General features: G+C 61.9%; 11 protein-coding genes. All 11 read right to left on the reverse strand.

Annotation, left to right across the window (positions count from 1 at the left end):
* A partial coding sequence (locus H7B67_RS25235) for an FGGY family carbohydrate kinase (protein WP_246476054.1) occupies window positions 1-471 on the reverse strand: 471 nt, incomplete at its 3' end.
* Window positions 468-2,600, reverse strand: coding sequence for a hypothetical protein (locus H7B67_RS25240; RefSeq protein WP_185122663.1), 2,133 nt, complete (start codon window positions 2,598-2,600; stop codon window positions 468-470). The genes H7B67_RS25240 and H7B67_RS25235, both read right to left, overlap by 4 nt.
* Window positions 2,597-3,436: a carbohydrate ABC transporter permease gene (locus tag H7B67_RS25245; protein ID WP_185122664.1), complete on the reverse strand. Its 840-nt coding sequence runs from the start codon at window positions 3,434-3,436 to the stop codon at window positions 2,597-2,599. The genes H7B67_RS25240 and H7B67_RS25245 overlap by 4 nt, the downstream gene beginning before the upstream one ends.
* Window positions 3,437-3,452: 16 nt before the next feature.
* A complete protein-coding gene (locus tag H7B67_RS25250) occupies window positions 3,453-4,346 on the reverse strand; it encodes a carbohydrate ABC transporter permease (RefSeq protein ID WP_185122665.1) in 894 nt (297 codons plus the stop codon).
* A gap of 83 nt (window positions 4,347-4,429) precedes the next feature.
* Window positions 4,430-5,788, reverse strand: coding sequence for an ABC transporter substrate-binding protein (locus tag H7B67_RS25255; RefSeq protein ID WP_185122666.1), 1,359 nt, complete (start codon window positions 5,786-5,788; stop codon window positions 4,430-4,432).
* A 485-nt stretch (window positions 5,789-6,273) separates the two neighbouring features.
* Window positions 6,274-7,902 carry a response regulator gene (locus H7B67_RS25260; protein WP_185122667.1) on the reverse strand — a complete coding sequence of 543 codons (1,629 nt, stop codon included), beginning with the start codon at window positions 7,900-7,902 and terminating at the stop codon, window positions 6,274-6,276.
* A gap of 4 nt (window positions 7,903-7,906) precedes the next feature.
* The gene (locus H7B67_RS25265) at window positions 7,907-9,685 is read right to left on the reverse strand and encodes a cache domain-containing sensor histidine kinase (RefSeq protein ID WP_185122668.1); all 1,779 of its coding nucleotides are present in this window, start codon (window positions 9,683-9,685) and stop codon (window positions 7,907-7,909) included.
* 294 nt (window positions 9,686-9,979) lie between these two features.
* Window positions 9,980-10,690: an ABC transporter permease gene (locus tag H7B67_RS25270; protein WP_185122669.1), complete on the reverse strand. Its 711-nt coding sequence runs from the start codon at window positions 10,688-10,690 to the stop codon at window positions 9,980-9,982.
* A complete protein-coding gene (locus H7B67_RS25275; RefSeq protein ID WP_185122670.1) occupies window positions 10,687-11,535 on the reverse strand; it encodes an ABC transporter ATP-binding protein in 849 nt (282 codons plus the stop codon). The genes H7B67_RS25270 and H7B67_RS25275 overlap by 4 nt, the downstream gene beginning before the upstream one ends.
* Window positions 11,536-11,786: 251 nt before the next feature.
* Window positions 11,787-12,974, reverse strand: coding sequence for a LytTR family transcriptional regulator DNA-binding domain-containing protein (locus H7B67_RS25280; RefSeq protein ID WP_342592650.1), 1,188 nt, complete (start codon window positions 12,972-12,974; stop codon window positions 11,787-11,789).
* 1,033 nt (window positions 12,975-14,007) lie between these two features.
* On the reverse strand, window positions 14,008-14,971 hold a 964-nt coding region (locus tag H7B67_RS25285), incomplete at its 5' end, for a ribulokinase (protein WP_185122671.1).

The following is a 14,971-nucleotide window of genomic DNA, read 5'->3' on the forward strand; positions in this document are numbered from 1 at the left end:
CGAGATCTTGCCGCCGTAGCGAGGGAGGAACTTCTCGCCCCGCTCCGCCGCGATCGCGTTGAGGCGATCCGCCTCGTCCTGCGCCGCATGGTGCTTCCACAGCTTCACCCAGCCGTGCGGATTGTCCTTCCACTCCGGCTTCAGGCACAGCGGCGTGCCGTCCGCGTCCACGGGCAGCATCGTGCACGCCGTGAAGTCGATGCCGAGGCCGATGACGTCCTCCGGCGACACGCCGGATTCGGCCAGCACGGCCGGAACCGACTTGCGAAGCACCTCGATATAGTCGTCCGGGTGCTGAAGCGCCCAGTCGTGCTCGAGTTCGATGCCGGATCCCGGCAGCTTCTCGTCGATGACGCCGTGCGGATAAGGGGTGACATGATCGGCGATTTCATGGCCGTTCGCCAGATCCACCAGAACGGCGCGGCCGGATTGCGTTCCGTAGTCGATGCCGATGGCGTACTTGTTGCTCATTGTTCTGTCCTCCATAGATCGACGGCCAAGAGAGTGGCGTCCCATAGGCTCTCGAATTGAGCGAGCGAGGTCGAAGCCGCGCCGCAGCCCCAGTCGAAAATCGTGAACTCGCCCAAGCCCTGGACCGACGTCCCGTCGTGATGGTTGAAGTTCTCCATGTGGAAGCCGTAGTCTCGCTCATCGAAGTGAGGATGCACCCGTTCGTACATGAGCTTCACTTCCGGATTCTCCGGGCAGTACATCATATAGAAGGAAGACCGCATCGCCTGGTACGCCCTTGCGAGGTAAGTCGGATTGCCGGTCAGCACGGCATAGTCCAGATAGGTAAGGGCGAACAGGCTCTGCCGCGCGTCGTTCCATTCGTCGTCGCTGGTCATGACGCCGAAGCCGCCGAGCGTCGGCACGGGGAAGTACGGCGGCTCCCAGATTTGCTGGTACAGCGAAGCCTCCGCCAGCGTCTGCTCGCCGAGGTCGAGCCATTCCTTCTCGCCGGTGGCGGCGAACAGCTCCTTGAACGCTTCGGCCGTCCAATAGAGGCCGAAGTTGCATTGGTTGTACAGGCCGCTGCGCTCGTCCCGCTCGCCGTACTTCTTGCCTTCCCACTCCCGCGAGCAGGACCAGTACGTCTCGAAGTCCTCCCAGCGGCCGAACGGTACGATCCGGTACGCGACGAAGCGGCCGGCCTTCGCGGCGGCCTCGAGCCACCGAGGATCCGGAAAGGCCGAGTGCAGCAAGCAAAGCAGCATGACATGGGCACTCGTCTCCGGGCTCTCCGTCAGGTACGCCGACGCTTCCAGCGTATCGGGGCGAACCCAGGCCGGGAAGCTGCCGTCCGCCCGTTGCAACCCTAGCAGCGTCTCGGCGTAAGCCAAGACGTACGGCAGAATGCGCTCGTCCTCGCGAATGTCGCGGTGCCACTTGAGCAGCCAATAACACGTCCACGAGGCGTCCAGCAGGTGAACGTAGTCCTCGTGGTTCTGCGGCCGGCGAGGCGCGGACATGTACCACCGTCCGCTCTCCCACCGGTTGTCGTCCCCTGCCCGGAAGTAGCCGGGGAACAGGCCATTCGTCTGCGGCGCGGCGAGCGCGAAGCTCAAGGCGAGCTCCGCCTTGGCGATCCAGTCTTCGCGCCCGAACTTCCGCCCCCAGCTCGCGTAGCCGTACGCGCTCCGCAGGCCGCTGAACCACGCCTGGTTCCACAGGCTCTTCGGCTCGCGCCACTTCTCTTCGCTCCCAAGCCCCGGCTTCTGCGGAGCGGTTACGAGGAACGCGACGCCGCCGACCTCGCGGCCGTCGAGCTCGAACTGCTGCCAGGTGACATCCTGCCAGCGGTCGAACGCCCAGCCGTAGGCGTGGCGAACGTACGTCTCCCATTTATGCGGATGAAGAGAATGGAAATCCCCCATCCTCTCCTCGCCGAACAGCTCCCACAGCAGCCGCTCCACCCGGCGCAAATCCCGCGCCCGGCCGCCCGGCTCCTTCCGCCAGGAAGCGAGGTAGAAGCGCGCGCTGATCTCTCCGTCTGACTCTGCCCCGATCGGAACCGAGCGAGGAGCCAGACGGTGATACACGTGCCCGGTCTCCTCGTAGTCGCAGAGGCCGTACAGCACCCGGTGCCCTTGCTTCACGTAATCCATGACGTGCGGCAGCGCCCGGTCCCGCTCCACCGAGCGAAGATCCGGCACGAGCGCCGTCATCCGCTCCGCGTCCTCGAAGACGATCGCCGGCGACCGGAACGCCCGGTCCCCGATCGCCATCCCCTCGAGTGGAGCGAGATGCGGCTTCCACACGCAAACCAGAGACTCGTCGACCGGCAGCGAGAGCAGCACCCCCGCCAGCTCAGCGCCAGCGGAGCCGGCGTCGCCGGCAGTAGCAGGAGCCGAAACCCGCAGCTCGACCGTCTGGAGGCGAAGCCTTCCGTCCTCCCGCCAGCTCGGCTCGCCGAACCGGACGGCGATCTCCGCGCCGTCCGAAGCGGTTGCCCCGAGCACCGCGGCCGCGCCGATCGCCGTCTCGCCTTGAGCCAAGCCGACCGTCTCCCACTCGTACGCCCTCTCTCCTCCGGCCTTTTTCCCAGCCCAGTCCGCACGTACGTCCTGCCCTATCCAATCCGATATTCTCTCTGTCATCCCTTCACTCCGGACATCGTAATGCCTTGCACGTAGTAGCGTTGAAGCAGCAGGAACACCGCCAGGATCGGCACGGAGCTGATCGTCGTCGCGGCCATGATTTTGCCCCAGGAGATGCCCCTGAGCGATTGGAACGAGGAGATTGCCACCTGGATGACCTGCTTCTTCTCTTCGTTGATGACGACGAGCGGCCAGAGGAACGAATCCCATTGGTTCAGGAACGTCATGATGCCCAGCGTGATGATGGCGGGCACGGCCGTCGGCAGCACGATGACCGCGTAGATGCGGGCCCAAGAAGCTCCGTCCATACGCGCGGCGTCCAGGATGTCCCGCGGTACGTCCGAGAAAAACTGAATCAGCATAAAAATGCCGAACACCCATACGATCTGGGGAATGATGAGCGCCCGGTAGTCGTTGATCCACCCGAAATCCCGCATGAGCAAGTATTGCGGAATCATGATCACCTCGTACGGGATGACCAGGGAGGAGAGGAAGAACGCGAGCAGCCCTCTTTTGAAGCGGAACTTCAGCTTGGCGAACGCGAACGCGGCCATGGAATTGACGACCAGCCCCGCCGCCGTGACGACGATAGCGACGATCAGCGTGTTGACGATATAGCGGCCGAAAGGCTTCGACGGATCGAGGAAGATCTCCCGGTAGTTGTCCAGCGTCCAATGGACGGGCAGGAACAACTCCTTGCTTAGCGTCGTGTACTTGAAAATCTCTTCGTGAGTCCGAAACGAGCTCATGACCATCCAATAGATGGGGAACAGCGAGACGACCGCCGCCAGAATGAGCGCGAGCCAACGCAGCGGCAGCAGGACGGCACGGTTCATCGGAATCCCTCCATAATCAATATTCGACGTCCGTGCGGAACACCCGAAGCTGAACGATGGAGATGATCAGCACGAGGAAGAAGAACAGGAACGCGGCCGCGGCGGCATAGCCCATGTTCATCTGCTTGAACGCCGTCTCGTAGATGAAGTGCACGACCGTGCTCGTCGAGCCCGCGGGCCCTCCGCTTGTCGTGATGTAGATGGGAATGAAGATTTTAAGCGCGTCCATCGTGGTGATGATGACGACGAACGCCATCGTCCGCTTGAGCAGCGGCAGCGTCACCAGGAAGAAGCGTTGAACCGCATTCGCCCCGTCCACATGGGCCGCCTCGTACAGCGAATCGGGGATGTTGTTCAGCCCCGCCAGGAAGATGACCATGACGAAGCCCATCGCGCGCCAGATGCACAGGACGATGATTCCGAGCATGGAGATATCCGGGTTCGACAGGAAGTCGAGCGCCGGCAGGCCGATGCCCTTCAGCACCGCGTTCAGCATCCCGTAATCCTTGTTGTAGATGAGGCGGAAAATCGTCGAGGCGACGGCGAACGATACCGCGACGGGAACGAAGTAGACCGTCCGGAAGAAGCCGACCCCGCGGAATTTCTTCTGCACGAGCAGGGCGAGGCCGAGCGAGATCGCCGTCTGCACCGGCAGCACGACGAGCGTGAAGTAGAACGAATGCCACAGGCTCGCGCCGAACGTCTCGTCCGAGAACAGCTTGCGGTAGTTGGCCAGGCCGCTCCAGCTATGCTCGGCCGCGATCAGGTTGTAATTCTGGAAGCTGATGACGAACGCGTGAAGCATCGGGTAGAAAATAAAAACGGCGAGCAGCGCGAAAGCGGGGAGGATGAAGAGGAACGCCGCCCTCGACTCCTGCTTCTCGTAGATGGCGGATCGGTACCCGCGCATGGGGATCCCTCCAGTCCGATAGGCATGGCAAAGGAAGGGAGCAGAGAAAAGCGTCTCCCTACTCCCCCGAATGCCGCCTTCGATTATGGGTTAAGCGTGGCGATGCCGTCCTCGATTTTCTTGACGGCTTTGGCGAGCGAATCGTCGATGTCGGCGTTGCCGAGGCCGACGTCCTCGAACAGCAGGCGGATCGCCTCGCTGATCGCCGGATAGGCCGGCGTGACCGGGCGCGGGTGCCCGTACTTGGCGAGCTGCTCGGCGTAGATGTTCATCGGGTATTCCTTCAGCTCCTGGAAGGCGTCGAACGTGGATTGGCGGGCCGGCAGGTTCTTCGTCTCCTCGTACCAAACCTTCGAGCCTTCCACGCCGGTCACCCAGTTGACGAACTGCCAAGCCTCGTCCGGATGCTCGGAATGGGAGGTGATCGCCATGCCCCAGCTTCCCGTCGTGCCGATCATCCTCGCGTCCTTCCACAGCGGAGCGACGTCGTAGTCCTCGCCCAGCTTGAAGTTCGGGAAGTTCTGCTCCTGGTATTGGAACGCGAACGGGCCGTCGACGTGGATGGCGACCTTGCCGTTCCAGAACGCGTCCTGCGGCAGCTCCTTCGGGGATACCTTATCCCCGTTGAACAGGTTCTGCCAGAACGTCAGCGCCTTCTTCGACTCGGCGGAATCGAGGTAGCCCTTCGCCGTCTTGCCGTCCGGGCTCAGGATCTCCGCGCCGGCCTGCCAGAGGAACGCCATCTCGGAATAAGGCGCGCCTTCGTGGCCGACGAAGCCCCACGGCGTCGGGTTCCAGCCGTACACTCCCTTGGCCGGGTCGTTCAGCTTCTTCGCGGCGTCGAGCACCTGGTCCCACGTCCACGCCTCGTCGACGTTCTTGGACGGAAGCGGAATGCCCTTCTCCTCGAACATCTTCTTGTTGTAGAACATGACAATCGTTCCCTCGTTGTTAGGCGCGGCGTACATCTTGCCGTCGAAGGTGAGCCCTTCGACGACCGGCTTCAGCAGGTCGTCCTTGTTGCCGTCCTTGGCGAAGTAATCGTCGAGAGGAATGATGGCCTTCTGGTTCGCGTAGGAGGCGAGCGTCGGCGCGTCGAGCGCCATGATGTCCGGCGGGTTGCCGCCCGCGAGCGCCGTGCGGATCTTCGTCTCGTACTGGTCGTTCGGAATCATCTGGAAGTCGATCTTGATGTTCGGATGGCTCTCCTCGAAGGAAGCGATCAGCTTCTTGAACGCGGCGGCCTCCGGCGCGTAATCGTGCCGCCAGAACGACAGCGTGACGACCTCGTCCGAGGAGCCGGAAGAGGAAGCTCCTTGGGATGCCGGCTGGGAAGAGCCCGGGCTCGCGGAGCCGCCGTCGTTCCCGTTGTCGTTCGAGCAGGCGGCAAGGCTTGCCGTCGCCAGCAGGGCGGCGGACAGAACCAGCAATCTCTTTCTCAATGTACCCCTCACCTTTCGGTTAATGTGGTTGCGGTTACATGCTATCACCCGGCAAGGGTCCGACAGAATCCGTTGATATCGGTTGTTGGGTTGTGAAATGTTCGGGTAGGCGGGCTTCGATCACGGGCTTCGATCACGGGCTTCGATCACGGGCTTCGATCACGGGCTTCGATAGGACTCCCGCGGTTCCGAGAAGGGCAAATCCTGTAAACTCCGGTTTTTACGGACATACAGTCCGTTAGACCGCTTAAAATGGCCCCTCGGATTTCTAACGGACATAGGAAACCCTTAGAAGGGCGAAACGCCTTCTCAGGGCAATATTCCGGCCGTTAACGGACTGGATGTCCTTTACGTTCCCTAATCGTGAAAATTAACCGTTTAAGGGTCTTTAATGTCCGTTAGCCGTTCCAAGGGTCTCCGAAGGGCGACATCGGGACAAGGAACCGCCCGCCCACCTGTAGCCTCCGAACCCCAATCCGCGCCCCCTAACCGCCCGCGCCTTCCCCGCCCCCCGAGCGGAATTCGCTCGGGCTTACGCCGTAATGCTTCTTGAACACGCTGCTGAGGTAGCTCGCGGTCGAGAAGCCGGACAGCTCGGCGATGTCCGCCAGCCGCATCGCGGGATCGCGCAGCAGCTGCTCGGCATGGCGCAGGCGCACCTGGACGACGTAGTCGCTGAACGTGATGCCGAGCTGCTTCTTGAACAGCTCCGACAGATAAGTCAGGTTGAGGTGATAGCGCTCGGCCATCGTCGACAGCGCCAGCTCGTGCATGTAGCCCTCCTCGATGTCGCGGCGGATCGCCTCCACGACCTCCGTCCCGTTCGTCGCCCGGCCCGCGCGGATCCGCTCCGCGATGCGGGCGGCGATTCCCGTCAGCCTGGCGCGCGCCTCCGCCGGGGCGCTCCATGGCCACGGCGAATCGGGCAGCATCCATTCGCCCGCCTCGGGCGCGTCGATGCCGTGCCGGCGCGCGACCTGCTCCAGCAGCAGCGCCGTGCGGAAGAGCGCCGCCGCGACATGGCGCTGCTGCCGGCCGCCGCTCTCGGTCGCCGCCTCCAGCAGCCGGCCGAAGCCGGCCTCGTCGCCGTTCTCGAGAGCTTGCGAGAGCCTCCTCTCCAGCTCCGCATGGCCTTCCGCGAGCGGGCTCTCCGCCTCGCCGTCCGCGCAGATCTGCGAGTCGGCTCCCGGAAGGCTGCGGCTCCACGCCGTCAGCGCGGACAGGTAGCCGGCGCGCATGTCCTTCCCGCTCGCGGCGGGAGCCCCGATGCCGATGACGCATTCCGCGCGCAACAGCGTCCGCACGCTCGTCTGGACGCGCTCGGCCAGCTCGCGGACGATCCGCTCCTCTTGCCCTTCGTCGTCCGAACGGACGAGGAAGTACATGAAGCGGTGATGGCCGCGGTCCGAGAACGCGAACGCTCGGCCCTCCCATGGCGGGGCCTCCGTCAGCTCGCGGCACAGCATCCGGAAGGCCAGCCGGAACAGGCCGGAATCGCTCGCGCCTTCGATTCTTCCTTCGCGCAGCCGGTATTCCGCGCACAGGAACCGGATTCGGGACGACTCGTTCAGCCATTCGGTCATTCCGAGCCGCTTCGCTTCATCCCGCAGGATTCGCCGGCCTTCCTCCCCGTCGTGGCGGATCCACTCGAGCAGAAGCTGCTCCCTCAGGTGCGGAAGGCTTTGGCGCCGGCGGTATTCCTCCGCCTCGCGCTCGCGCGACGCCTCCCGCTCCCGGTCCAGCTCCTCCTTCAGCTTCGCGAGCAGGTTGGTCAGCTCCAACCGAACGACCGGCTTGAGCAGGTAATCCCTCGCTCCGCACTGCATCGCCGTCTTCACATAGTGGAATTCGTCGTGACCGGACAGCACGACCGTGCGGAGCCGAGGGTAATTCTCCTCGCACTGCTTCAGCAGCTCCAGCCCGCCCATCGTCGGCATGCGGATGTCGGTCAGCATCAGATGCGGCCGCTCCCGCTCCAGCGCCTCGAGCGCCTCTCTCCCGTTTCCCGCCTCGCCCGCGATCTCGAAGCCGAGCTTGGCCCAATCGATCTTATATCGTAAGCCGCTCCGAACCTCCGGCTCGTCGTCGACCAACAGTACGCGGTACATGCTCATTAGCTCACTCCTCCTTCTCCTTCACCGGCAGCCCGAAGACGAGCCTCGTTCCTTCTCCCGGACGGGATTCGATGGACAGCTCGAAGCCCGGCCCGTAATAGAGGCTGCAGCGCGCGACCGCGTTGCGAAGCCCGATGCGCGTGTCTCCCGCGCCGAGGACCTCGGTCATCCGGCCTTCCTTCAGCTCCCGGTACAGCTCCTCGATCCGATCGCGGGGCATGCCCGGCCCGTTGTCGCTCACCTCGATCCCGATCCGTCCTTCTTCGCTTCTTCTTGCGGAGACTCGCACGAGAGCCCCGTCCGGATTCTCGAGGCCGAACTTGATCGCGTTCTCGACGAGCGGCTGCAGGATGAACTTCACGATCGTCACGTCCCGGATGCCCTCGTCCTCCTCGATCTCGACCCGCAGACGATCTCCGAAGCGGACGCTCATGATGTCGATATAGTAACGGATGTATTGAAGCTCCTCGCTCAGCTTGGCGAGGTCGCTGTTCACCCGGAGCGAGTAGCGGAGCATCTGCCCCAGCCTCTCCGTCACGTCGATGACTTCGTCGCTGCGCTTCTGCGCCGACAGGCTGCCGATCGCCTCAAGTGTGTTGTAAAGGAAGTGCGGATTGATCTGCATGAGCAGCGCCTTGTATTCCGCGTCCTTGCGCCTCATGTTCGAGCGGAACTCCGTCTCGATCAGGATGCGGAGCCGCGCGATCATATTGCGGAACACGGTAATGACGTACCCGACCTCGTTGGCCGGAACCTTCGTTCCGCTCAGCACCTCGTGATCCGGCCGCGTGAAGCCGCCGCGCTCGACCAGGCGCATCGCTCCCGCCAGCCGGCTGAGCGGACGGGCGATGCCCGACGACAGCCAGAACGCCGCCGCGATCGTCAGCAGAAGAAGCCCCGCTCCCACCCATGTCATCGTGTACTGCACGTTTTTCATTTTCTGGAACAGTTCGTACTGGGGAACCTCCCCGATCAGCAGCCAATCGGCGTTCTTGATCTTGCGGTAGAGCACGAGATGCTTCTCGCCGTCCGCGCCGACCGTGAGCTTCCCGCTCGTCGTGCGCTTGTCCTTCACGATACTGCCCAGCTCGGTGCGGAACAGCGCCATGTCCGGCGAAATGTTCTGGTTCAGGACCGGCTGGCCCTGGCGGTCGACGAGGTACACCCGGCCCTTCTCGCCGAACTTGATCTTGTCGAGCGGGTCCTGCACGAGCTTGGTTTGCATGTTGACCTTGAGGACGCCGATTTTGCGGAAGGAGCTGAGCTGGACGAGGTTGAAAATAAGGCTGTTCATGCTCTCGTGAACGAGATAGGCAGGCTGATAGGCGTCTTGGTGCGCGGGCACCCAGCGGATTTCTTTCTCTTTGAAATTGATGTACCAAGGGGATTGGAGGAAGGACGGATCGCGGAACGACTGGTCGCGAATGCCGACGGCCGAGCCTTGCTCGTTAAAAAGAGTAATCGAGGAGATCGAGGAATGGTTCAGGGCGATCGAGGAAAGGTAGGTGCGCATCTCCGCGTCGAGCGAGACGTTCATCTCCGTCGTCAGCCCTTTGTCGAGCTTGGCGGTAATCCACTTCTGCGTGATCTCGTTGCTGAGCACCTGGTTGGCGACGTCCTCGACCTGGGTTGTCAGAGTCGTCACGAACGAGGCGTATTGATCCATCGTCTGCGACGTGGACTCTTCGATGGATTTGCCGATGACGGAATTGGACACCTGGGTCAGGACGGCCACCATCGTGATGAACGGCACGAGCAAGAGCACGATGAAGGTCAGCGTCATGCGGGAACGAAACGAGTAAAAGATGCCGATCTCCTCCCTGGAGGGCGCAAGGGGAATTTGCTTCTACTGTAACAGGAAGGAGCGGCGAGCGGGAATGGTTTTTTTTCGGGTGGGGGATGCGAAATGTTCGGGTGGAAGTTCCGAAGGTCCGAAGGCGCGCTTACTCGAACAGGCCGATGATTCCGTCGGGCAGCCAGTACTTCTTCACGACGATGACGAACGCCACGACTACGACCAGCGTGATAATGTTCTTCGCCAGCTTGTTCGGTTTCTTCTCCATCGCTAGCTCCTCCCTTACTTATCGTATCGCTTCCGGCTATAGACGCCAAGGCACAATAAGCAAGCCGCCGCGCACCAGAAGGCGAGCGCCGCCAGGTGAACGCCGATGCCGGCCAAGCTTCCGCTATCCAGCAGCCCGGTTAACCCGAGCACGAAATGCTGGGTCGGCAGCCAATCGACGACGGCCGAGAACCATCCCATGTCCAGGGAAGTCCCAAGCATCGGACCCATGATGACGACGAGCAGCAGCGGCAGGCCGACGATGGAAATATCGGTAACGGTGCGGGACAGCAGCCCGATGGTCGTTCCGAACGCCAGGAAAGCGATTAGCAGCAAGAGGATCAATGCGGTAAGCCCGATGGGATTCGCATCGGGAACGGAGGTGACCGCGAGCGAGCCGATCATGACGAGCAGCGCCAGCGCCGACGTGGCGACGCTCTTGCCGAGGAGCACCTCCGCCGGGGAGGCCGGAGACAGCATCAGCATGCGCAGCGTGTTCTTCTCCTTCTCCTCCGCCACCATGTTCGCCTGGACGAAGGCGCCAGTAATCGAGACGGCCAGCAGCAGCGGAAAAGCGACGACGGCCGGGTCGGACGCCTCCTTGCGGTCGAACAGGAAGGAGAACGCGATCGGCATCGCGGCAGTCAGCAGGATTTGCGGGTTGCGTATGGCGTCCTTCCATTCTTTGATCGCGATCGCCCGCAATCTTCTAAGCGAGAATCTCATGACAATGTCCTCCCCGTCAGCTTCACGAAAATATCCCCGAGACTCGGTTCGTCGGAATGGATCGACAGGAGCTGCCCGGCCCTCATCCATCCGGCAATGCGCTCGGCTCCTTCGCGATCGTTGTTCACCACATGACGCCCATCGGAGGCGACGACCGTGATCGTGGAACGATCCGCGTGGCTAAGCTTCAGCCGCTGCGGAGTATCGAGCGCGGATAGCGTTCCGTTGTTCAGGAAGGCGATGCGATCGCACAGCGTCTCGGCTTCCGCCATGTCGTGGGTGGTTAGGAAAATGGTCGTTCCCTGCCGGTTCAGCGCGCGAAGCGCTTCGTGGATCCGTGCGGCGTTCATCGGATCCAGCGCGGACGTCGGTTCGTCCAGGAACAGCAGGTCGGGCTTATGCAGCAGCGCCCGGGCCAGCGCGACTCTCTGCTTCATGCCCTTGGACAGCTGCTGGACCGTCGTCCGCGCTTCCCCGGCGAGGCCCACGCTCTCCAGCGTTCCGGCCACGGATTTCTCCGGCGCCTCGTACAATCCGCGGAACAACGCCAGGTTGTCGTACACGGTCAACCGTTCGTAAATGCCGCTGTTGTCGGTCATGATGCCGATTCGGCGCAACTGCTCCGGATCTCTTCTGCCCGCGGCTCGTTTGCCAAGGACGAACGCCTCGCCCGCGCTCGGCTGCAGCTGGCCGGTCAGAATCTTCACCATCGTCGTCTTGCCCGAGCCGCTCGGCCCGAGGAAGCCGAAGATTTCGCCCCGGGCGACCTCGAAGCTGACCCGGTCCAGCGCCTTCTTGTTTCGAAAATGCCTCTCTAATTGACTAACTGCAATTGCCGGCTCCAAAATGCTCCAACCTCTCTTCCGACGAAATGTTTCGTGTTGCCTCGCGTTGCTAAGCTTACTAGCGTGTCGCTTGCTTCGATCTTAGCGGGCCGGAGGGGCGGATCGCAGCATTTCGGGGCCGAGAAGAGCAGGCGGAGGGTTCAAACGAGCGTACGGGAGGCTGAACGGAGATGATTGTTAGGCGAATCTTTGGCGACTCTTGAGTGATTCTTGGCGAATCTTGGACGATTCTTGGGCTGCACCTCGCGATGCTAGATCCCGATCAGCCGCTTCAAGTCCTCGTATCTGCCCTTGGACAGCGGCACGGCGCGCTTGCTCGGATCGGCCATGACGAGGCTGTAGCTGTTCCGGGTCCAGACGATCACCTCGCGCACCCGCTTCAGGTTGACGAGATAGGAGCGATGGCACCGATAGAAGTCGAACGGAGCCAGCCGCGCCTCCAGCTCGTTCAGCGACCATGCGCAAGGCAGCGTCTCCGTCTCCAGGTGCAGCATCGATTGGCCGTCGCTGCTCTCGACGTACAGAATCTCCGATGGGTCGACCAGGATCACCTTGTCCCCGGCCTTGGCCGGAATCTTGGCGATTCGGAGACGGGGCGCGCCGGAGTTCGGGTATGCCGGCTCGGAAGCGGCTGCGGGTTGGGAGGCAGCTTCCGAATTTTTCTCCTTCAAGTCCCCGCGCTCAGCCTCTTTCCCGTTCGTGTCTTTCGTGTCTTCAGGATTTTCTCCCCCGTTCGTACCTCTCCGGTCCTCTCTCCCATTCGTCTCTCCCCGGTCCTCTTCCCCCGGTTCGTCCGTCTCGTCCCGGGCGACCAGTCTCTTCAAGCCGTAGGAAGTTAGCCGGTAGGCGTCGCCGGAGAGCGATACTGCGCTCTCGGTCGAAGAGCAGGTAATGAGCAGCGCTTTGCCCTTCGCGGTCCAGCCGGATACCATCTGGCGGACGATCGCGCAGCTGGCGAGATCGAGCCCCTGCTCGGGGTTCTCCAGCACGATCAATTCCGGATCGTGGACGGCGCAGCGGACAAGTTGCAGGCGGCGGCGCTCCGAAGCGCTCAAGCGGGCGATCAGCTTGTCGGCCGCGTCGAGCAATCCCGCCGCCTGGAGCAGATCGCCAAGCGGACGCCGATGCTCTCCGTACAGGCCGCACCAAAAATCCAAATAAGCTTTCACCTTCATGCGGGGATACGCTTCGTCTTCGGGCACGCAGACGCCGATTCTCCCGCTCGTGTCGCCGTCCTTTATGTTCAGCGGCTTGCCTTTAAACCGCACCGACGGCTGCGGACCGGCCGCGCTCCCAGCGATGGCCGCCACCAAAACGCGACCCTGCTCGTCGTTGCATTGCACGGTCACGCATTGACCGGCCTCGACCGCAAGGTCGATCGGAACGGTCGCCGCTCCTTCCGCCGGAAGCGGTAATCGGGATATAGTCAACAAGGCCACGTCAAATCCCCCTTTTAAATGAAAGCCGCAAGTCAGCCCTTATTTTACCATGAACGCGGGAACCCGGCTTCCATAAACGGCAACTGACGGAAACGTAACGGAACTGTGAGACGTTATTCGGCTTCAAAAGCCAGACTTTTCGATCTAACGGAAGTGATAGACGCTAATTCATGATTTTCGATTGTTTTGAAGCGATAAACCGGAAATAAGGGCTTCTGGTTCCGTTAGAATTTCAAAGGGGTGTTTTTGCAGGAATTAACGGCTGTGAGTTCCGTTAGAGCTCCCGAGTCTTCATGCCTGGAGGAGTGGTGGTTGAGTTACTCAATTGTGGGAGGGTGCACGGTGGGTTAGTGGTCGGTGAATTGGCACTCGTTGAGTTGGCACTCGTTGAGTTGGCATTCGTTGGGTTGGCATTCGTTGGGTTGGCATTCGTTGGGTTGGCACTCGTTGAGTTGGCATTCGTTGGGTTGGTGGGCGTGGAGTTGGTGGGCAGTGAGATAGCGTTCGATATATATTGGCATTCGTTGGGTTGGTTGGCAGCGAGGTAGCGGTCGTTGATTCGGTGAGCATTGTGTGGGCAGGGAGTTTATGAGCAGTTGGCTGTATGCGTGAGTTAGTGTGAGGTAGTGTGAGTTAAGTTCGTGCGCGGCGTGCGAGTGGACGTGGAATTACTGGGTGCGGAACTGGCGGTCGTTCGGATGGTCGAGAGTGGTTTAGTCGCGGGATGAAGTCTGTGGTGCAGGCACGAAGTCTCCCGCTTATCGGGCACTTCGAATTCTAACGGACATTGAGGACCCTTAAAGCTCGAAAAAGACGCGTTTGAAACTCTAACGGACAAAGAGTCCGTTAAACCTTCCATCGTCCACTTTTTCGCGTCTATTTACGTTCTAAGCGCTTTCTATGTCCGTTAGAATTGGAAACGCGTTTGGGGAGCCCGCTAAGGTACGCTCATGTCCGTAAGAATTGGGCCTAGACACGAGCTTGTAAAAAAAGCCGGCTGGAGTGATCAGCCGGCCTCAAAATTATAATACCATTACCTCGACACTTCGTCCTTCAAAGCCTTAAGCCGCTTCATCACATCGTTCGCGCCGCGGCCGAAGTAGTCGTGCAGCGTGCGGTACTCCTGGTACAGGCGCTCGTAGATCGCGACGTTCTCCGGAATCGGCTTGAACGTCTCCTCGCGCACGCGCGCCATGGCCTTCGCCGCGTCCACGACGCTGTCGTAGCCGCCCTTCGCGCTGCCCGCCGCGACCGCGCCGAACATCGCCGCCCCGATCGCCGGCGTCTGCTTCGAGTCCGCGATCTTGATCTCGCGGTTCGTCACGTCCGCGTAGATCTGCATCAGCAAGCGGTTCTTCTGCGGCAAGCCGCCGCAGGCGTACACTTCGTGCACCGGCACGCCATTGTTATGGAACGCGTCGATGATCGTCCGCGTGCCGTAAGCCGTCGCTTCCAGCAGAGCGCGGTACATCTCCTCCGGCTTCGTCAGCAGCGTGTAGCCGACGACGACGCCCGTCAGGTTCGTGTCCACGAGCACGGACCGGTTGCCGTTCCACCAGTCGAGCGCCACGAGACCGGACTCGCCGGGTTTATAAGCGCTCGCTTTCTCGGTGAGCCACTGGTGAACGCCGACGCCTTCCTTCTCCGCCGCTTCCTTCACGTAAGCCGGCACCGCTTCCTCGACGAACCATTCGAAGATATCGCCGACCGCCGATTGCCCCGCCTCATATCCCTTGTAGCCCGAGATGATGCCGTCCTCGACGACGCCGCACATGCCTTCGACTTCCACTTCGTCGGTGCCGAGCAGCATGTGGCAGATCGACGTGCCCATCGCCATGACGAGCTTGCCCTCGTCCACGACGCCGACCGCCGGAACGGCCGCGTGCGCGTCGACGTTGCCGACCGCGACCGCCGTTCCCGCCGCAAGGCCGGTCAGCTCCGCCATCGCCGGCGTAAGCTCGCCCGCTTTCGTGCCAAGCGGCTTGATGTCGCCGCGC

The sequence above is a fragment of the Cohnella thailandensis genome, assembly GCF_014212135.1.
In the GTDB taxonomy this organism is placed as follows: domain Bacteria; phylum Bacillota; class Bacilli; order Paenibacillales; family Paenibacillaceae; genus Cohnella; species Cohnella thailandensis.